12 protein-coding genes are annotated in these 19,739 nt (G+C 60.8%); 5 read left to right on the forward strand and 7 right to left on the reverse strand.

What is annotated here, in order from left to right; translation table 11 throughout:
- Positions 1–64 precede the first annotated feature (64 nt).
- Positions 65–1,164 (forward strand): IS3 family transposase gene (locus tag A3AU_RS0125040; protein WP_154674525.1). Its coding sequence is split into 2 segments (ribosomal slippage): positions 65–317 and positions 317–1,164, totalling 1,101 coding nucleotides; the frame shifts between segments, so codons are not numbered across the junction.
- Between the two features lie 185 nt (positions 1,165–1,349).
- On the opposite strand, the gene A3AU_RS0125045 is transcribed toward A3AU_RS0125040, so the two are convergent.
- Positions 1,350–1,544 (reverse strand): hypothetical protein, encoded by a 195-nt coding sequence (locus A3AU_RS0125045; RefSeq protein ID WP_027055326.1) that lies wholly within the window; start codon positions 1,542–1,544, stop codon positions 1,350–1,352.
- 383 nt (positions 1,545–1,927) lie between these two features.
- Between A3AU_RS0125045 and A3AU_RS0125050 the strand changes: the two genes are divergently transcribed.
- Positions 1,928–2,125: a hypothetical protein gene (locus A3AU_RS0125050; RefSeq protein ID WP_027055327.1), complete on the forward strand. Its 198-nt coding sequence runs from the start codon at positions 1,928–1,930 to the stop codon at positions 2,123–2,125.
- Positions 2,122–3,630, forward strand: a complete 1,509-nt coding sequence (locus A3AU_RS0125055; protein ID WP_032918091.1) for a cyclic nucleotide-binding domain-containing protein — start codon at positions 2,122–2,124, stop codon at positions 3,628–3,630. The genes A3AU_RS0125050 and A3AU_RS0125055 overlap by 4 nt, the downstream gene beginning before the upstream one ends.
- 284 nt (positions 3,631–3,914) lie before the next feature.
- Here A3AU_RS0125055 and A3AU_RS01000000136060 read toward each other — a convergent pair whose 3' ends face one another.
- The 4 genes from A3AU_RS01000000136060 to A3AU_RS0125070 form a co-directional block, all read right to left on the reverse strand.
- The gene (locus tag A3AU_RS01000000136060; RefSeq protein ID WP_081709664.1) at positions 3,915–4,997 is read right to left on the reverse strand and encodes an alpha/beta hydrolase; all 1,083 of its coding nucleotides are present in this window, start codon (positions 4,995–4,997) and stop codon (positions 3,915–3,917) included.
- A gap of 56 nt (positions 4,998–5,053) precedes the next feature.
- Positions 5,054–6,133 (reverse strand): ABC transporter permease, encoded by a 1,080-nt coding sequence (locus tag A3AU_RS01000000136065; protein ID WP_245235566.1) that lies wholly within the window; start codon positions 6,131–6,133, stop codon positions 5,054–5,056.
- Positions 6,134–7,030: 897 nt separating this feature from the next.
- Positions 7,031–7,450 carry a hypothetical protein gene (locus A3AU_RS1000000140160; RefSeq protein ID WP_209444668.1) on the reverse strand — a complete coding sequence of 140 codons (420 nt, stop codon included), beginning with the start codon at positions 7,448–7,450 and terminating at the stop codon, positions 7,031–7,033.
- A 499-nt stretch (positions 7,451–7,949) separates the two neighbouring features.
- Positions 7,950–10,241 (reverse strand): mechanosensitive ion channel family protein, encoded by a 2,292-nt coding sequence (locus A3AU_RS0125070; RefSeq protein ID WP_245235567.1) that lies wholly within the window; start codon positions 10,239–10,241, stop codon positions 7,950–7,952.
- Between the two features lie 533 nt (positions 10,242–10,774).
- Between A3AU_RS0125070 and A3AU_RS0125080 the strand changes: the two genes are divergently transcribed.
- Positions 10,775–13,741, forward strand: coding sequence for a trifunctional glycosyltransferase/class I SAM-dependent methyltransferase/polysaccharide deacetylase (locus A3AU_RS0125080; RefSeq protein ID WP_027055330.1), 2,967 nt, complete (start codon positions 10,775–10,777; stop codon positions 13,739–13,741).
- 6 nt (positions 13,742–13,747) lie between these two features.
- Here A3AU_RS0125080 and A3AU_RS0125085 read toward each other — a convergent pair whose 3' ends face one another.
- Both A3AU_RS0125085 and A3AU_RS0125090 read right to left on the reverse strand, forming a co-directional pair.
- Complete coding sequence (locus A3AU_RS0125085; protein ID WP_027055331.1) at positions 13,748–14,428, reverse strand: peroxiredoxin-like family protein; 681 nt, start codon at positions 14,426–14,428, stop codon at positions 13,748–13,750.
- A gap of 20 nt (positions 14,429–14,448) precedes the next feature.
- Entirely contained in the window at positions 14,449–17,745 is a 3,297-nt protein-coding gene (locus A3AU_RS0125090; protein WP_027055332.1) for an adenylate/guanylate cyclase domain-containing protein, read from the reverse strand.
- Between the two features lie 245 nt (positions 17,746–17,990).
- On the opposite strand from A3AU_RS0125090, the gene A3AU_RS0125095 reads away from it, so the two are divergent.
- Positions 17,991–19,739, forward strand: a complete 1,749-nt coding sequence (locus tag A3AU_RS0125095; RefSeq protein WP_027055333.1) for an adenylate/guanylate cyclase domain-containing protein — start codon at positions 17,991–17,993, stop codon at positions 19,737–19,739.

The following is a 19,739-nucleotide window of genomic DNA, read 5'->3' on the forward strand; positions in this document are numbered from 1 at the left end:
TGACCTGAGACCCTGAATCTCCTCCAGTTTTTGGTAGAGTCCGTCTGATCGAGGAGACGGACGAATGAAGCGTTCACGGTTCACGGAACAACAGGTCATCGCGATTTTGAAGGAGCAGGAGGCGGGGATGAAGACCGCCGATGTCTGCCGCAAGCACGGGATCTCGGAAGCGACGTTCTACAAATACAAGGCCAAGTTTGGCGGCATGGACGTTTCCGATGCGCGCAAGCTGAAGGCGCTGGAGGAAGAGAATGCCAAACTGAAGAAGCTGCTGGCCGAGCAGATGCTGGACAACGCCATCCTCAAGGATGTCGCTGCAAAAAAATGGTGACGCCCGATGCCAAGCGAAGCGCTGTGGTCCACGCCTGCGATCAGCATGGGGTGAGCCAGCGTCGGGCGTGCAAGGCTCTTTTCGTCGATCGCTCGAGCGTTCGCTACAAAAGCATCCGGCCCGATGATGCTGTCTTTCGAGCCGCGATGAAGACGGTTGCCGCGCAGCGGCGGCGCTTCGGCTACCGGCGCATCCACATCATGCTTGAACGGCAAGGGATGGTGATGAACCAGAAGAAGCTACGGCGGCTTTACCGGGAGGAGAAGCTGCAGGTTCGCAGGCGTGGCGGCCGCAAGCGGGCCCTGGGAACGAGAAGGCCGATGATCGTGCCGGGCCGGATGAACGAGCGCTGGTCGCTCGACTTTGTCAGCGATGCCTTCACGGACAGCCGGCGGTTCCGGGTTCTGGCCGTCGTCGACGACTTCACGCGGGAATGCCTGGCGCTGGTCGCGGACACGTCGCTGTCAGGCGCCCGCGTGGCCCGGGAACTGGACGCCATCATCGCCCATCGCGGCAAGCCCTGCACGATCGTCTCCGACAACGGCACCGAACTGACCTCGATGGCCATCCTCAAATGGTGCCAGGAGAGCGGCGTCGAATGGCATTACATCGCGCCCGGCAAGCCGATGCAGAACGGCTTCGTGGAAAGCTTCAACGGCCGGTTCCGCGACGAATGCCTGAACGAAACGCTGTTTTCCACCCTCGCGGAAGCACGGGCGGCGATCCAGCTCTGGAAGGAGGACTACAACCGGCACAGACCACACTCAGCACTGGGCAACATCACGCCGAGCGAATTCGCCATGAAAATGGCACTGGAAAAACAGGCCGCATGAGGCCAGAAATGAAACCCCGGACTCTCCACTGAGCTGGAGCAAAGATGGGTCTCAGGTCATAACGCCAAAACGCAAATTACCGGACGCATCTAACCGCGACCATCCTCGAACCCGATATTTCACGACATGCGTCGAAATCTCGAAACGCATTCACCTAATACGTGGAGGCGAAACCGATAGGGACCTTAACGAGCTTCCATAAGCTTGGCTTTGACCATCTCAGAATAAACCATGAAAACGATTAGGTCTCTTTCATCCCCATTGTTACACAACCGAAGAGCGGCAGTCCCCGCCTCGATCATCGCTGGGGTGATTTCAATTTCGGGCGCGCCAGACGATCCCAAATCAGAATCGACGGTTTTGTAAGTATCATCTGACATCTGCTAACTCAAGTGCATAATTGCCGAAAATCAACACGCAGTTGTTGCGGCCGCGTTGCGGCGCGAGGTGAAGTTCGTACGACTTTAAACCATCCAGAGTATCGCGGCGGGCCGCGACCATCCGAAAAACCGGCAGCAGGCCACCCACCGCTTATGCCGCGTAAGCTTGGTTTGAACCGAACGGACAGCGCGCAATGTAGCAATCCACATCAACTTGGCGCTTGCCGGTGTCGGGCGTTTCCTAACGGTCGCTAACTGCCTACGCAGTCCCTTCTATGTCAGCAAGGCAGCGCTTGACGATTCCGGCTGATAAAGCGTGCCTTCTAGCTTGGGCCACACGGAGGCCGACCTGGTCGGGTCGTATCTTGTCAGGACGATGATTCATGAGTGATGAGCCCGTGGTCGAGGCACCCGCCTGCGCTCCTGTTGCAATCGGCGCCCTCGCGACGGTCGCGACATGGCGGCCGGCCCGCGCCGTGGGTGACCGTGACATCAACAGCTTCGGCCTCAAGCTCGACGCAACAGCGTCGCAACAGGGCCGGCAACCTTGCATGAGCATCTGGCTGACGGCCGATCGATGAACCAGACCCAATTGGGCGACATCCTCTACGACCCTATCGTCCAAGCCGGGTTGCTTTCGCTGGTCGGGGCCTTGCTTGCCCACGTCGTCCTCAGTCGCCATCCCGCCCTGCGCCTGATCGGGCACCTTGCGCTTTTTGTGGCGCTGACCCTTCTGCTTTTATACCATGGCATCGTACCTTATGAACGAGGACCGTCCGAAGCCCAGCTAATCCAGCGCCTCTTCATAGGCTTGGCCAAGATCGTCTGGTGGACGAATGCCGCTTTGTCGCTGGTCGGTTCAGTGCGAGTGTTTCTGGTGTTCGAGCGGCAGCCGCGCGAAGGCCGCCTGATCCAGGATCTCGCAATAGGCGTTATTTATGTCGGCGTTGCGCTTTCCGTCGTTGCCTATGTCTTCGATTTTCCTGTCGGCACGCTGATAGCAACCTCCGGCGTTTTTGCCATCGTCTTCGGCCTTGCGCTCCAGAGCACTTTGAACGACGTCTTCTCCGGCATAGCCCTCAACATAGGTCGGCCCTATGCGGTAGGTGACTGGATCGTCCTTGATGGTGGCATCGAAGGCCGGGTTTTGGAAACGAACTGGCGTGCAACTCATCTGCTCAACGGGACCGACGATCTGGTGGTCCTGCCTAATAGCAATCTGGCAAAGGCCACTGTGATCAATCAAAGCAGTCCCGATCCCGTCCACGGCGTCAAGATCAACGTTCGTCTGCTGCCAACAACCTCGCCGGCAGCGGTCGTCGATGTCATGCGCAATGTACTTATGAGTGCTGTCTCGATCCTGACAAAGCCCGCCCCCGGCGTCACGGTCATATCATTGGATGCACTCTCGATCGAAGTGGAGATTTCATTCAGGGTTGCTAGCTTTGCTGCGGCCGGACCCGCTCAAAACGAGATTTTCGACCTGATCTATCGGCACGTCCTGGCATCCGGTCTTGTTTTATCCCACTCGCCAGCGGGCGAAGCGGGATATGCTTCGCCGCCGCTCGAAGTCACCGCATCGGCACTTCAGCCAACCTCGCTTCGACTTCTCAACGCCCTGCCCTTGTTTACCTCACTGACCGACGATGAACGCAAAGCGCTTGCATCGACTATGACAAGACGGACCTACCGCAAGGGTGAAGTCGTGGCCAAACAGGACGAGGTTCTCGGTTCCCTGATGATAGTCCGCACTGGCGTCCTTGGGTTGAGCCGACATGAATCCGAGCGTGAGATTGAAATTGCACGCCTGGCTCCAGGAGACTGTTTCGGCGAGGAAGGGCTTTTGACCGGGACGGGGGAGATCGGGACAATCCGGGCGCTTACCTTTGTGGTTGTCTATGAAATCGAGAAAACCCACCTTGCACCGCTTATGCGGGACCGGCCCCGCCTTGCCGACGAACTGGGCGAAATTCTGGCCCGTCACGCCAGATCCGAGAGGCATTTGCAAGCGACTGGCGACGGACACGAAGGTGACAATACGGTTGCGAGACTGACGTTGCATATTCGCCAGCTTTTCCACCTATAGGAAGCCTTGCAACCGACACGTTCCCCTTGAAGTGGACGCGGCAGCGCTGCACTGTGGCCGAGAGAAGCGCTGTGACGGCCGCCTCAAAACCTTGGTTTGCATCGGAAAACGTCCAGCTTCACACCGCACAGGCGGTGAGGTTGCGGAGGAACTCCTTCCATATCGGCTCTGCCGCCCAGGCTCTGCTCTCCGACGTTCCGGCGCCGCTCCCTTCGCCTCCGATGAAAATCAAACGTCGACGCGTATCGGCACTCCAGAAATGATCGCCAGCGGGACCACCCGCATCACTCGGCGCCAACAACTTTAATGGGCAACGACCTTAGAGAATTTGAGATATCGGGACCACGCCCCTCCACCTGCTGCCCTTCGATAAGCCTCTGTCCGATCAGTCGAACGACCTCCGGGCTGGCGGCGAACTTCCCGTGGTTTAGTGGGTCGTCAGATTTGACTTTTGTGAGGTCGATAACCTCAATGTTGAAACGGCTCAGCTGCGAAGCGTACCGAGGTAAGTCAGGGTCCGCTGCACCGAGCCGGTCGACTCCACCGGCCAGTCGCTGCGAAAATGCAAGCGCGGCATCGTCCTTCGAGACAAAGATGGTCGTTCTCGGCAGTTTCGGACCAAGCTGCAGGAGTTGGGCCCTGTAGACGTCAACGTCCAAATCCGGCGCGGCCATGATAACGTTGCCAATCTTTGCCGGGACGGAGCCGTGCCTGATGGCCAACTGGCGAAGTGCCTCCATCATAATCCAATTGCCGAGAGAATGAGCCATGATCACGATGTCATCGACATTTGGATCCTGGGCTGCCCGCTCAAGCAAGAAAGCCAGGGAGTCACGCGAATAGGTTGCGCTAGCATTATCGTAGATATAGCTCAATGCATGGCCGCGTGAGGGCCAGCTGAACAGGACGGGGGCTGCATTCGCGCCGGAATCGTGCACGATTTGCGCCAACCGGTACACGCCTTCATCGAAGTTGGTGTTAAAGCCGTGAACGAAGACCAGCAGGCGCCGCTTTTTCCCCGCTGCTTTGCGAAACCATAAGTCGAGAGCCTGCGGCTCTATATTCGTGGCGCTGAGCGTCACGAAATCGCGTTGAGGGTCAGGCTTTTTTGGGTCGCGGGGCCACTGCACTTCTCCAGCCCTGCGATGGCTGTCGGAAGGGATCGACACGACGAGGCGGCAAATGCTTTGCTCCTTTCCACGTTCACCGGAAAAGGCGCATGTCCGCTCGCCAGTTGGCGCGCGCATGGTCACGGCGAGCATGTCAACGGTTGTCGTCTCCGGCGCCTGCGCCGACAGGGGGGTTACGTCAAAATGGTGATGTCCACTCGCGCAGCCGGCGAGCGCCACACCGGCGATGGCCGGCATGAGCAACATCCGGATGCTGTCGACAACGTGCCGAACCCCCGCCAGACAGGGCGTCGTCATGCGCGGCTGAGGGCGGTATTCGGTGCACCGTGCCGCCGCCGGGCCAAAGCCACGGCAAGCGCGGTGTATGCGCCGGCCTGGAGCCACAATCCAAGATACTGCCGCTGAACCTCGGCGAGAGTCGCGCCCATTTGGGCGATGCGCGTCATGCCATCGATCGCGAAGCTCGTCGGAACGAGTAGCGAAAGCAGCCGGACGGGCTCCGGTACGACTTCCAGCGGCCAGGAAAAGCCGGTCATGAACATGAAGGGAAGGCCTACCCCACCCAAGATGAGCTGCACCGCCGCCGGCGACTTGACGACGAACGATACGCAAATACCGAGCGCGGCGGTTGCCAGGATAAATGGCAGTGACAGGCCGGCGATCGCAGAAAGTGTACCGAGGCGCGGAATGCCGTAGAGATAGGGCAACGCAACCAGATAGAGCGAAAAGCTGAGGGTCTCGATCACAAGGTAGGCGAACAGCCGTCCTAACACGAACGAGGCCGCTCCGTGTTCGGCGCCATGACGGTGGCCCGGCAGCGTTCCAAGCAGCCCGACACCGATCAGCAGCGTCTGTTGAAGGATCAGCACGAAGGCAGCAGGCAACAGATAGGTGGCGTAGCCGCCCTCGGGATTGAACAGAGGGATGGCGGTAAGCGGCATTGGGTTCGTTGCAGCCGCTGCAACGGTGGGATCCGCGCCGGCGGCAACCAGCCGCGATGCTTCGACCTGCGCGCCAAGTGACTTGGCGACCGCCGCGACGCCATTGGCGATCCGCGAATACATTAGGAAATGGCTCGCATCCGCATACAGTGCGACAGGCGAGGGTCGCCCATGCAGCAGGTCACGCTCGAAATGCTGCGGGATAACGATAATGCCTGACGCTTCGCGCGCGAAGATTGCCCGCTCGGCGCTGACGATGTCGGGTGCACTGTCGGATAGGGCAACAAACTCCGCGGCGTCCACGCGGCGGGCCAGTTCACGACTGCTGGACGTCTGGTCGAGGTCGACCAGCACGATTGGAACGTCGCGCAGCGCTTCATTGAGATAGGGCTGCGGATAGAAGACCGAGTAAAGCAGGATCGCCATGACCATTGTAGCAAACACCGGCGGCATGCCAAGGATGCGTCGCAGCTCGCCGTAAGCTATCACGATGATGCCTCTCATGTCGCGAGGGCCTTGGAGCCGGGCGATGGTGGAAGACGCCGGCCGGAAGCCGAATTCAGCCTAAGCCATTCCAGCCGCGATCCGAGCAGCAACGCCAGGACGATGAGGATGATGGTGCATGAAGCTCAAGCCGGCCGACTGGCAACCCCTGCCAGAGGTCTACAGGCTGGGGCGAGCTCGATATTCTCCGGAAGCGGGTACAAAATAGCTGCATCGAGGCCACAGCAAGCCCCAGGAGACGCTCTGGCCTCACTAGGTGCGGGCACGTATGAGTGGACCTCGGCCTGCGCAATGAACATCACAGCATTTCGCAGGCCGGGCCATGCACCGGACCAGTCCAGGGAAGGGGTGACCGGCCCTAAGGATTATGTGCCTTAAAGCCTGCCCCTTCAAGATAATTTACGGATTCAGACCAGGATGTCGGCATGTAGGTGTCAGTGGACATCTGCGCGCCCAATCGTTTCCGGCGCTGCACTTTTCCCTTCAGTGCGATGTTTCTTGTTCTGTTTGCCGAAAGCTGGCGCGCATTTTTGCTGCATAAGCGGAACCTGATATTCCGAAGCATTCAAATGTGTCAGCGGCCCGCCAGCTGAGGTCCGCAATCTGCAACCGAACCGCATTCCCCGCGTGGTGCGGGCCATGTCACGTGGGTTTTGCACCAAGCACAACGTGTTCGCGGCGGGCCCGCGACCTTGTCGCCAACTTAATGATGTCCTCCGCGATGGGAAGAGCCTGGCGCGTCTGGCGCCTTCCTCAAGCCTGCGCTAATGTTGCAATCTTGTAGGCTTGGGGGAGTGGGGTGCCGAAGCATCAGGGCGAAGGCGACTATCGGGGAGGATCAACGGTCCTCTCGAATTCTGACAATGGTTTCGGTCCGCTTGCACCCGCCCCGAGGCTCACAAGCGTCGACGAAGTGTTGAAGCTGGGTTTTCGGTTCCCTGCATCTGAAGGAAAAAAGCCGAAGCGCAAACGGAAGCGTCGCGGACGTCGGCTATTATATTCCTGACCACCGATGCCGTTGCGCATCAGGCACCGCGCCCAACGATCTTCAAGACGAGCTCGTGAGGAGCGCGCCGACTGCATGGCGTGTATTAGTTCGACCGGCAGCGGATCGTCCCCCGCCGCCCGGCGTACCGCCTGCTCGAAAGCTCCGCGTCCGACCTTGCCCAGGCGAAGGCCGAATGACCTCAGCGAGCGGCGGATGCCGTACTGCGGGTCACGGAAATTGGTCAGATTGCGCGGCATTGCGCGATCTTGTGCATGTGGATCCTGTGGCGGAGTCGCCGGTTCGGGCGGCTGTATCGCCGTCGTTTGCGAAAGTTCGCTCTTAAACTGCGTGTTCGCTGAAGATGAGGAGATGGACCCTCGAGGAGAATCGCGAGCTAGCCGCAATCCACGAAGATGGCGCATTTTACTAATCAAACGGCACTTGCCGCGGCTGCGACGAAATCGACCGCATCGCAGCACGTGATCAAGGCCACTCAACCTGAGTTTCAATATGTGGGCCACAAAGTATTTGATAAATCCGTTCGCTCGCGTTCGGCATTTCTCGGCACATAGAGTGTGACGCCAACGCCACGTCGGACTTCAGGCATACTGCCGGCCGAATATGTCAAAGTACCGTCAGGGACAGTGAGGTTCGTGACGGCACTTTCTTCGTCTCAATCGGGCGAACATAAGAGTATCCCCCGTCACGACCGAAGTGAGAAAAGCGGCGTTGTGACCGGCAGGTGTCATAGGCTTCCTACTCCGTTGTGCCAGCTTTCTTTCTGCGCCGATTGGTGTGCGACTGCGCGACGGCCATTTGCAACACGGGTGTGATCTCCAACTGCGCATTCTCTGCGTCATCTGGGTTCTGCAGCCCCTGGATGTGGACGGTCGGAAATGGCAGTTCGATGCCCTGCTCCTTGAAAGCTTGGCGGATGCGTACATAGAATTTGCGTTTCATACCGAAGGCGCCTCCGGGTCTGGTCATGGCCTTGACCCTCAACACGATGCCGTACTCGCCGAATTCCTGGACGCCCTGCATCTTGATCGGGTCGAGCACCCAGTTTTTGAACTCCGGATCTTCCGCCAGCTCGAGGCCGATCCGCTTGATCAGCCTACGAGCGAAGTCGATATCGGTGTCATAGCCGACAGTGATGTTGAACTTGTCGATAACCCAATCACGGCTTTGGTTCTGGACTGCCCCGAGCTCACCGAAAGGTATGGTGAACAGCGGGCCACGATGGTGGCGCAGCTTCACCGAGCGCAGCGAGAAGCTTTCCACCGTACCCTTGTAGTTGCCCGAGGAGATATACTCGCCGACACGAAACGCATCATCGAGGAGAAAAAACACGCCAGAAATGACGTCCTTGACGACGGTCTGTGCGCCAAAGCCCACAGCAACGCCGACGACGCCAGCGCCGGCGATCAGCGGGCCGATCTGGATACCCAAAGAGGCGAGCATCATCAGCACCGCCATCACGATGATCAATGCGAGCAGCATGTTCTGAAGGATCGGCAAGAGCGTGTGCAGCCGCGCCTGCTGCGCATCTAGGATCGGAACGTCCTCCTCGCTGATCACAGGGTGCGGCATTTCGATGCCCAGCTTTCGTTCGATCAAAGCCCTGATGATCGACCAGCCGAAATCGGCTGCGAGGGCAATGACCACGATGTTGATCAAGCCGCGCAATATGAACGTCGTCGTCGTATCGCTGTCGCGCATCGACTGCATGTTCAGGCCCCAGACACGCGCGAGGAGGTAAGCCGCCGCCAGGATCAACATCATACGGATGGCACGATCGATGACCGCGATAGTCACCGCCGGGACGGTAGGCCGGCCGACATCTTCCGAACCCGGCCGCAGGACGAAATTGACCCCGCGCTGCGTCAGCACGATTGCCAAAGGCAGGACGAATGCGGCCAAGGTAAACCAGAACAATGTGTACTCGCCGGCGATACGCTCCATGAACAGAGCTACGAAATAAGCAGTCAACCACCACGTCGCTGCCGTGTGACCGTGCCCATCGTGCGGCCGCATCCTTGGCCGGCGCCATACGGCAAGCAGCAAGAGCACCAGCAGCCCAAAATCGGCGCCCACCGACAGGACCATCATCCCGTCGCGGTCGATGCCGAGACCGGGCAGGAGGATGAAAGCGGCTGCGAAGAAGGCGAAGACGCCGACGATCCGCGATAGCCAGTAGGACCAATGGTCGGCCGTCTCGTTGGTGATCGGCAAGGCACGAACCTCGGCGGCGTTCTCGACATGCATGAAGGAGGGGACGAGCAGAGCTATGACGTACGTGCGCACACCCCATGTAACGACGGCCGCCATCAGAAATGTCAGCACAATCTCACGGATCAGCATTGGCCAGTCGAACAACATGAATGCGCCGGCGCTGCCAACCGCGAACGAGAGAATCAGAAGGCTGGAATAAAGCAGCCGACCACCAATCTTCTTGGCCCGCCCGAGGGGAGTATCTTTCGGTTGGGCGATAATCCAAAGACGAAATGGACGGGTGAGTTTGTACGTGGCCCAGGTGAGCGCCAGGCCGGCCGCGATGAAAATCGCAATCAGCAAAAATACGCCGGCTGGCCCCCTGCTGGACATATCCTCCATGGTCGCTTCCCGGACGTGCGCGAACTGGCCAGGCAGCGAGGGCAAGGTTCGCACGATCCGTTCGATATGATGCTTGATCCGATCGAGCGTCGAGGATGCCATCGTATTCATCTGGCCGGGTGCGGCCACGGCGTCGGACGATGCGTCGGTCGGCGAAGCTCCTGCCGCGGCAGGCGCTGCTGTCGACCCGGCGTCCTGGTTTCGCTGTTCGGCCACCCAAGCCTTTACTGACGGATCATCGAGAAGCTCGAACAGCTGTTTGACCTTTTCAGGAGGGATGGTCGCCGCCTGTGCCTGTGCCGGATCAGCCAGCAAGAGGGCGATACCAAAGACGAGCGACCCGGCAATCAGGACAAGCATCGCAGTCAGATATCCGAGTCGTCGTGCCCGGCGCGCCAGATTGCTGGCTCCCAATCGTCGAATCATGCGTCTCATCGTGCTGTAACCTCCCGCTCAAATCGGCAAGCAACGACATCTATGTCCGTCGTTGCTCCTAACTTCAACAAGCCAATGTCGCGGTACAAGACTTCATCGGCCCGAGGCTAACAGTCGCTCTGGGCACTTGGCGGTATTGGCCCTCGATGGCAAGGCATTCCGATCTCGGCCGAGGCTCAGGCCGTTCTGTGAACTGGGGATCGGTGGTGCCGGGGAAGGACGCCCGGCACCACCACCCCAGGCTTGTGCTACGCGGGCATGAGCGCTTGCCATTTCGATATTGACAGGACGTTGCTGCCGTCCGATGCCATTATCCGGTTTTGACATTCGCCGACTCTTGACGAAGAAACGAAAGCTCGATGGCCCAGGACAATGCTACGGCAGGCGGCGTGGTACCGATTTTCGATGCCGAGCAGACCACCGGCGCAACGCTTGCCAGCATTTGCCGGCAGGACCATCTCTTTTGGCGGGGAATCGCCGGTTCTTTTTGGGGACCCTTGTTCTACCTTCGAACCGGGCGCGGGTAAGACGGCGTGGCGCATAATCCCTTGGTTTCTATTGTGGTTCCCGCGCACAACGCGGAGGTAACGCTGGCGCGCGCACTCGATTGCCTTCTCGCCCAGGACATAGTGGATTGGGAGGCGATCATTGTCGACGATGCCTCCACGGACCGCACCCCCGTGATTACCGCCGGTTATGTGGAGCAAGATTCCCGATTTCGAACGTTGGGTTCCTGCGCCTACAGCCCCGCTGGCGCGCGCAACAGCGGGATTTCGACAGCGCGCGGCCGCTGGCTCATGCTTCTGGATGCGGACGATTGGGTGGACGCCAGCTTCCTTGCAAAAATGCTGGCCGCACTGAAAACCGCTCCCGATGCAGTGGCCGCCTATTGCGGTTTTCGGCGCGTGATGCCGGATGGCGAACTCGCCCCGTCGAGCATCGCAACGCAGGTTGCGATCCAGCCCTTCGAAACATTCGCCCGCCAGTGTGCCATTTGCACTCACGCGCTGCTGGCCGACCGGGAGACAATTGTCGAGTTGGGCGGTTTCGATGTGTCGCTGCGCACCTGCGAGGATTGGGATTTGTGGCAGCGCCTTGCACGTCTGGGCAAAAATTGGGTGATGGTCGACGAGCCGCTCGCTTTTTATCGGGCCAGCCCCCCCGCGCTCTCCCGCAATTCGACGCAGATGTTGGCCGATGCGGAGATCGTGATCGCGCGCGGCTTTTCTGCTGATCCCAGGGTCAACCACCCAGCGTCGGCACATGCCAATGGAGCGATTTCGGCGAAGGGCGGCACCGCTTCCGAAGCACTCGCGTGGTTCGCGTTGTGGAACGCTGCGTCCGATTGCGGCCGCCGCTCGCGCTCGATCGACCTGCAGTCCTTGCGCGCCCTCCCGGCAGGACGGAAGTGGGCGCGTCAGATCGCTGAGGTCGCCATCGAAGGCCTTATGGTCGGGAGCCTTACGGTGCCTGCCCAATTGGCTGCCAGGTGGGGCAGGTTCGGCGGCCCCCTCACCGAGTTGATCATCGAACTCGGCAAGGTCTGGGACAATCCCGCAGCGGCTCGCCGCGTCCAGTATCAGCTTGAGCAAATGCTTCTCGACGCTGACGATCTTGCCGCGTCGCGCAGGCTGACGCGGACACTTGGAATTCGCGTCGACGCACGCAATCCGACCGCGATCGAACTCCCAGTAGGCATCGATCGAATTTATGCCTATCTGATGCTGGACGGCAAGATCGAGGCCGTCGTGCAGTTTGGCGTGCTCGGGACAGTGACAAGGGATCATTGGGTTGAGTTGATTCAAAATGTCGTGCCCGCTGAGCTGCTTGCAGACAATCCGGCAAGGTTTGCAATACAATCAACTGTGCCGCAAGAGGGCGCTGGTGCCCACTCGTCAAACACGCTTGCAGGCAAGGCATTGTTGTCCACGGCCGAACGCCGGTCCGATCCGGACAGTCACTTCGGCAAACTCGCCCTATTGGCCGCTGAAGCGCGGGAGCTGGTTCGGTCGAGAGCCGAACCAGCACAACCTCCTGCAGCGCCGCGCCGAGCACGAGCCGCGGACAGGAATGATCGCACCGCGTTCTGGAACAGTTATTTCGCGACCGAGGATCCTTGGAACTACGGCTCGCTTTATGAGCAGGAAAAATATCAGCGGCAGCTCGAAATCCTGCCCGTCGGCCGCATCGGGCGGGCGCTTGAGCTGGCCTGCGCGGAGGGCCACTTCACGCGACAGCTGGCGCCGCGTGTTGGCCATTTGACCGCAACCGACATCTCCGCCATAGCCATCGAGCGGGCCCGCAAGAGATGCAGCGATCAGCCTAACATTGAGTTCGGCGTACTGAATTTCGCCGCGGACACGTTGCCGGGTGAGATGGATCTGATCTTTTGTTCGGAAGTGCTCTACTATCTGGATGATCTCGCCGAGTTGCGGCGCATCACCAAAAAATTCGCAGAGGCGTTGGCGCCTGGCGGCAGTTTCATCAGCGCACACGCATTCGTGCTTAGTGACAATGTTGAAAGGACGGGCTTCGACTGGAACACATTCGGTGCCCAAGCGATCTCGGAGACGCTGGCGGCGACAGAAGGCCTCGTGCTCGAGCAATCGATCCAGACCGAGCTCTACCGCATAGACCGCTTCCTTCGCCTGTCGCGGGCCGATTTGGTGACGGAACCGGCGATCGACCATGTGCCGATCCGCGCGCCTATCGACATCGGGGTCGCGCGAAATATTATCTGGGGTGGGGCACGAGCCCTGCGCCGCGACGTCGCGCGTAACGAGCGGCGGCAGCGTGTCCCTGTCCTCATGTATCACAGCGTCTCCGATGATGGTCCGGCCGCGCTCGCCCGTTTTCGGCTCACGCCCGTCGCATTCGCCAGCCAGATGGCATGGCTGCGCGCCAATGGCTTTCACGCAATTAATTCAGAGCAGCTGGAAGGATGCATCGCCAACCGCCAACCTTTCGTTGGCCGCCCAGTGCTCATCACCTTCGATGACGGCTTCCAGAACTTTGCCGACCATGCCTGGCCGACCTTGCGCGCGAACGACCTGACTGCGGAAGTGTTCCTGGTGACGGATCTTGTTGGGAAAAGTGCACAATGGGACGCCCACAGCGGTCCGCCGACGCAGCTTATGGACGCCGGGACGGTGCGACGCCTCGCCGGCGAGGGTGCTTTCTTCGGAAGCCACATGGCGACGCATCGCGCGATCGATGGTCTGTCGAGTTCTGACCTGGCCGCCGAGCTCCTGCGCTCTCGTATGTTCATCGAACGGTGGACCGGTCGGCCAACCACGGCGTTCACGGCACCCTTCTCCGTCACCGACCGACGGCTTGGCCGGCTGGCCAGGGAGTGCGGCTATCGGATCGGCTTCGGCGCCAGACACGGGCCGGCGGACCTCGATTGCGATCTCATCGACCTTCCGCGCATCGAGATTCGCGGGGATCGCTCGCTCGATGACTTTGTTGCCACTGTCGAGGCCGTGCTCAAGGAGCGGTGAATTTGTCTATTGGGCGACTTGCGACACGGCCGACATAAGCTCCCGGGGGTTTGGCGCCCCAAACATGTAGCGCCCACCCTCCGGAACCTCCGTGAAGCTCCAGCGGACGATCCCCTGCCGGTCCAGCAGGAACTGACCGACCAATTGTCCGTATCCCGTTGCCATCATCTGCTTGTCGACTTCGGTCAGTTCGTAATGGTCCTTCTTGTCGAGGATTTCGCCGGCCGCCATGGGATCCATTGGACCGGGCAACTCGCCTGGCATGTCGACCCGCATATCCCTCGCCGCGGCCATCGAAACCTTGTACGGCCAGTTCGTCTCGTTTTCGGTGAATTCGAGATTGGGCAGTCCAAAAGCGCGATGTGAAGCGCGTTCAGGGTCGGAGGCCGCAAGCAGATTCGGCATCGGGTGGTAGCGGAAATAGAGACGCGCCCGTTCGATCGGCGTGTTGACCACCGTCAGGCTCTGCACGCCCTTTTCACGCAGCTCCGGATCAAGCCGCGCCTGGGCGGCGATATGGCGCCGGCAAAACGCACAATGCAGACCTCGAAACAGGCCGACCAATACCGGTTTTTGTCCCCGGAAGTCGTCGAGCGCGATCTTGCCTTCCTGGGTAATGGCGTCGAGTATCAGGTTTGGCGCACGGTCGCCCGGTTGAAGCGGTACCAAGTCACGAGGCGCGGACATTTCCAACCCCCAATCCCCGGCTAGTCGAGAAAAGGCAGCACCACAAGCGCTTCCGGGTCGAGCCCGTGCTGGGCGCATATACCCTGCGCCAGGGAAAAGTAGCGTTCGGCCTCGGCCAGATTGTCCAGGTCGAGGTTAAGCGTTGCGAGACCATCATAGCACGGAAACAGCAGTTGGGGCTCGCCCGTTTCACGGGCGACGTCCAGTGCTTCGTGGAACAAGCCAACCGCCAGCTCCGGACGCCCGTTGCACTGGTGGATCTGCCCAAGCACGATCAACGGCACCGGCAGGTGCTCGCGCTGGTCGAGTGCCCGGTCGATCTCGATGGCCTTCTCGGCGGCAGGCACGCCCTCCGTTGGGCAGCGATCCGTGAAAGTACAACAAGCGACCGCCAGATTGGCGAGGAGGCGCGCCTGGAAACCCAAATCACCAATACGGCGCGCCACTTCAAGACCGCGCCGACAGACCTCCATCGCCTTTGCCGGATCGATGGTCGTGTAAAGCACGCCGAGATTGGTGTAGCCGCGGCAGGCCGCGCCCAGTAGACCGGCGGCTTCGGCCAATTCAATGCTGCGCTCGACCTGACCCACGGCTTCACGGTTTCGCCCAAGGCGAGCCAGCGCGACAGCCTTGGTATTAAGTGCCTCAGCGGTCACAAGAGTGGCATCACTCCCTGCCTCGGAGACATGCTCCGTTGTCAGAGAGCCTACGCAATCCAGCGCCGCGTCCGCCCATTTTGCCGCGAGAGCGTGATCTCCGCTGCGGAACGCCTGTCGGCCACGTTCTTGCCAGAGATGCGCCTGCTCGATCGGGGCATCCGCTCCATCGAGGAGCGACGCGGCTTCAGCATAGCGGGATTCTGCCTTGTCCCGCTTGCCGACGTCCCAGAGCAGCCGACCGATCTTACGCAAGATGCGCGCCGACGCGACATGATCGGCTGAATCGCGGTATGCCTGCAACACCGTCTCGTAGTGGTGGTGCGCGATCTCGCGGTGGCCCACCGGGCCGCTCAAATCGGCAATGCGCTCCGCGATTGCCAGTTTGAGCGGTGTTTGCCCGATCGCGCTCAATGCGGTCAGTGCTCGCTCGTAGAAACGAAGTGCGTCGTCATTGGCGTATATCATGCGAGCGCGATCGCCCGCCGCCTGCAGGTAATGCGCGCCCCTCTCCCGCTCGGCGCTCAGTGCGAAATGATGACCGAGCACGGTCAAATCCTCCAGCCGCTCCGGCTTGTCGCCGCACAGTTGCTCCAGGGCAGCACCGATCCGTCCGTGGATTTCGGTCCGGCGTTGCACCAGCAGATTCTGGTAGATCACGTCCTGCAGCAATGTTTGCGTAAAGCGGTAGCTTTGCGACGAGACCGAGCCTGATCCGGCAACTTCCTCGATGATTTCCGCATCGCAAAGCAGTTCGCAGCCGGCTTCCAGCCGGCCGGGGTCGGCTGTCACGGTTTTCAGAAGTGTGGCATCGAAGCGCGGGCCGATTACCGCGGCTTCCTGGGCCAGCCGGCGCACCTCTTGGGGCAGCCGGTCGACGCGAGCAAGCAACATTGCCTGGATAGTGGCGGGGATGTCGGTGGCGACTTCGCCTGCCACGGTCCGCCATCGCTGGCCCTCGCGCACCAGGACGCCGCGATCGATAAGACCGCGAACGATCTCCTCTATAAAAAGGGGGTTGCCGCCCGCGCGATCGAGGATCTGCTCGACAAGTCCGCCTGCGGAATTTACCCAGCTCTCGCCGAAAAGCGCCGCCAGCAGGCTGCGTCCGTCGTCATTGTTGAGCGGCGAAAGCCTGAGCGCTGTGTGACTGACCCGACTTGAGTCGAGCTGGTCGTTGTCCGGCGCCGGACGATGCGTGACCAGCAACATCAACCGCGTGCGTTCCAACCTGTCCATCACGAAACGCAGGGCCTCGAGCGACATGGCGTCGGCCCAGTGCAGGTCTTCGACGACAATCAACAGTGGCGACAACGCAAGCCGCCGTTCGACGATTGTGCGGACCGCGTAGAAAATTTGCCGCCGCAGTTGCTCGGGCTCGACATGCTGCAAGGTTGCATCGGGGTCGCCAAGGCCAAGCACATGGTAGAGCAAAGGCATCAGCCGCTTCGCCTCCTCGCCCTGCAGGCCGAGATCGGTAAGCAGGGCGGCGAGCTTCCCCCGCATTTCGTCGCCATTGTCGTTTTGCATCATCCCGGCAGCGCTGCGCACCACCGCGCCCAAGGCGCCGAATGATTGTTCGCCCAGTGGTGAGCACGTGGCCTGCCGCACGGCGACGTTGCGAAAACGATCCTCGTCGCCGACGCGGGCGACGAACTCCTTCACCAGCCGCGATTTCCCGATGCCGGCTTCTCCGACGAGGCGGACAAGCTGGGCCGAGCCGCCGCACGCCTGGTCAAGGCTCGCCAGCATTCTATGGAGCTCCGCGCCACGACCTATCATCGGCGCGCTGAGGCCGAGCGCCTCGAGCCCACGCGCCGCACGCGGCGCCGCAAGCGGTGCATCCAGTCGATGGACGAGTACACTGCCAGCCTTGCCGCGAAGCACGACATCACCCAGCGGCTCGTAAGAGAAGGCATGCCGGGTCAGCCTGTGAGTGAGCTCGCCTACCAGCACCTCACCCGGTGCGGCCAGCGATTGCAGGCGTTGCGCGGTATTCACTGTATCGCCGGTCACCGAGTAGGATTTGGCGGTGCCGATGCCCAATCCGCCAGTGACGACCGGACCAGTGTTTATGCCGATGTGGAGCAACAGAGGCGAGCCGGAGTGTGGCGCGCTTTCGCCGAGCCGCGCCGTCCGGGCGATCATGTCGAGTGCGGCGCGAAGCGCGCGTTCCGGATCGTCCTCATGCGCGACCGGCGCACCGAACAAGGCGAGCAGTGCATCGCCGATGAATTTGTCGACGAAACCACCAAAGTTTCGCACGGCCGCCGTCAATTCCTTGAACAGTTCGTTCTGCAGCGCTTGCATCACCTCGGGGTCAAGCTGTTCGCTGAGTGTCGTGAAGCCGCAAAGGTCGGCGAACAGGACCGTTACCGTCCGGCGATCGGCGTCTGAGACGGGATGCAGCCCATCGCCTTCGATGTTCGCAAGCAGCGACGGAGTTCGAGAAGGCGGCACAATGGTCCGGCTTGGTGTCGGAGCAGGCCGTTCGACGGCTCTTGCGGGCGCACCGACGCTTGCCCCACATTTCGGACAGAACTCGAAATCAGGTGCGCAGAGGTAGCCGCAACTGGCGCATGGCATGGGCTGGCGCCTGCCACACCTGGGACAGAAAGCGTAACCGCCCTCAACCTCGAAACCGCAGCCCGAGCAGTCCATCGAGCAAGACCTCACTTGGGGCCGCGACGGCGTGATCTCGCCACGCAGTTCACGGCCAGGGTATCCACAAGGATGAACCGATAGCCGTCGACCGGCAAGCGGCAGCGCAAAATGGGCATCGAGCGATCCGTGTGGGTCCGGTGGCAGGGCGCTACCGGCTTGGGCGTTGCGTGGCCCTCGTCGTTTGCGAAAATTCTCTCTTACCCTCCCTCTTCCTGCTATCGTGGAGATGAGGAGACGGACCCTTGAGCGAGAATCGCAAGCTAGCCGCAATCCTGGCTGCGGATGTGGTCGGATACAGCCGGCTCGCGAGCGCGGACGAAGATCGTACTTTGGCGAGGTTGCGGGCGCTGCGCAGCGACCTGATCGATCCGACCATTGAAGTGCACCACGGGCGGGTGATCAAGCGCACTGGGGACGGAGCGCTGGTTGAGTTCCGCAGTGTGGTGGATGCCGTGCGCTGCGCCGTTGAGGTTCAGAATGGCATGGTAGAGCGCAATGCCGGCGTGCCGCAGGACCGCCGCATCGAGTTCAGGATCGGCATCCATCTGGGGGATGTGGTCGAAGAAAGCGACGGCGACCTGATGGGCGACGGTGTCAACATCGCCTCGCGCCTGGAGGGCGTCGCGGCGCCCGGCGCCATCTGCCTGTCCGAGGATGCCTATCGCCAGGTCAAGGCGAGGCTCGACCTCTCGGTCAGCGATCTCGGCAGCACGCAGCTCAAGAACATCGCCGAGCCGATCCGGGTCTATTCGCTGCAGGTCGGCGCCGCCGGGACCAAGGCGGCCGCGACCTCGGAAGCAGCGCCGCCGAAGCTGTCGATCGCCGTCTTGCCCTTCGCCAATATGAGCGGCGATGCCGAGCAGGAGTATTTCGCCGACGGGATCTCCGAGGACACGATCACGGCTCTCTCAAAGCTGTCGCAGCTGTTCGTCATCGCTCGCAATTCGTCCTTCACGTTCAAGGGTAAGAACGTGAACGTACAGGAGGTGGGTCGGAACCTCGGCGTGCGCTACGTGCTGGAAGGCAGCGTCCGCAAGTCCGGCAACAGGGTACGGATCACCGCACAGCTCATCGACGCAACCACGGGCGGGCATCTGTGGGCCGAGCGTTTCGATCGGGACCTGACCGACATCTTTGCCGTTCAGGACGACGTGACACAGCACATTGTCGGCGCGCTCGCGCTCAACCTGACGGAGGTCGATCAACAGCGGCTTGTAACCGAACAAACCGACAACCTGGAAGCATATGACTGCTTTCTTCGTGGTCGAGAGCACCTGCGGCGGGTCACGAGAGAGCAAAACAACCAGGCTCGGGACCTGTTGCAGCGCGCCATCGAACTCGACCCGAAATTCGCACCCGCCTATGCGTTCCTCGCTATCGCGCACGGTCTGGACTACATAAACCGATGGAGCACGTCCCCGTCGACATCAATGGAACAGGCGCAAGAGTTTGCGACGCGGGCAGTGGCGCTCGATGACCGATATCCTTACGCGCATTGGGCGCTCGCCATCATCAATCTGCATTTAGGACGGCACGACGTGGCCATCCGCGAGGCCGAGCGTTCGATCGCCCTCGCTCCAAACCTATCGGAGGGGCACGAAGCCCTCGGCAATACACTGCACTATTCGGGGAGGTCCGAAGAGGCGCTTGTGTGTTTCGATCGGGCAATGGCCCTGAACCCGTACTATCCCGACATGTTACTGCACTTCCAGGCGCAAGCGATGTTCCAGTTGGGCCGGTACGAGGATGCCGTCGCTTCTCTCAAGCGGCGACTCGTTCGTAACCCTGGCACCGACGTCTCACGTGTACTTCTGGCGGCGAGCTATGGCCATCTGGGCCGTTTCGCCGAAGCCCGCGCGGCATGGCAGGAAGTGCTTCGCGTCAATCCCGACTATTCGCTGGAATACCGTCGCAAAGTCTTGCCCTACAAGAACCCTGCCGATTTCGAACGCGTGGTGGACGGGCTCCGCAAGGCCGGTGTCGTACAGTGA

It is taken from the genome of Mesorhizobium erdmanii USDA 3471 (genome assembly GCF_000472705.1).
Lineage (GTDB): Bacteria > Pseudomonadota > Alphaproteobacteria > Rhizobiales > Rhizobiaceae > Mesorhizobium > Mesorhizobium erdmanii.

Bases quoted from the DNA above. Each gene is read 5' to 3' on its own strand.
- A3AU_RS0125045 (WP_027055326.1), bottom strand. From the start codon at position 1,544: ATGTCAGATGATACTTACAAAACCGTCGATTCTGATTTGGGATCGTCT.
- A3AU_RS0125050 (WP_027055327.1), top strand. From the start codon at position 1,928: ATGAGTGATGAGCCCGTGGTCGAGGCACCCGCCTGCGCTCCTGTTGCA.
- A3AU_RS0125055 (WP_032918091.1), top strand. From the start codon at position 2,122: ATGAACCAGACCCAATTGGGCGACATCCTCTACGACCCTATCGTCCAA.
- A3AU_RS01000000136060 (WP_081709664.1), bottom strand. From the start codon at position 4,997: ATGCCGGCCATCGCCGGTGTGGCGCTCGCCGGCTGCGCGAGTGGACAT.
- A3AU_RS01000000136065 (WP_245235566.1), bottom strand. From the start codon at position 6,133: ATGGTCATGGCGATCCTGCTTTACTCGGTCTTCTATCCGCAGCCCTAT.
- A3AU_RS1000000140160 (WP_209444668.1), bottom strand. From the start codon at position 7,450: ATGCCGCGCAATCTGACCAATTTCCGTGACCCGCAGTACGGCATCCGC.
- A3AU_RS0125070 (WP_245235567.1), bottom strand. From the start codon at position 10,241: ATGAGACGCATGATTCGACGATTGGGAGCCAGCAATCTGGCGCGCCGG.
- A3AU_RS0125085 (WP_027055331.1), bottom strand. From the start codon at position 14,428: ATGTCCGCGCCTCGTGACTTGGTACCGCTTCAACCGGGCGACCGTGCG.
- A3AU_RS0125090 (WP_027055332.1), bottom strand. From the start codon at position 17,745: ATGGACTGCTCGGGCTGCGGTTTCGAGGTTGAGGGCGGTTACGCTTTC.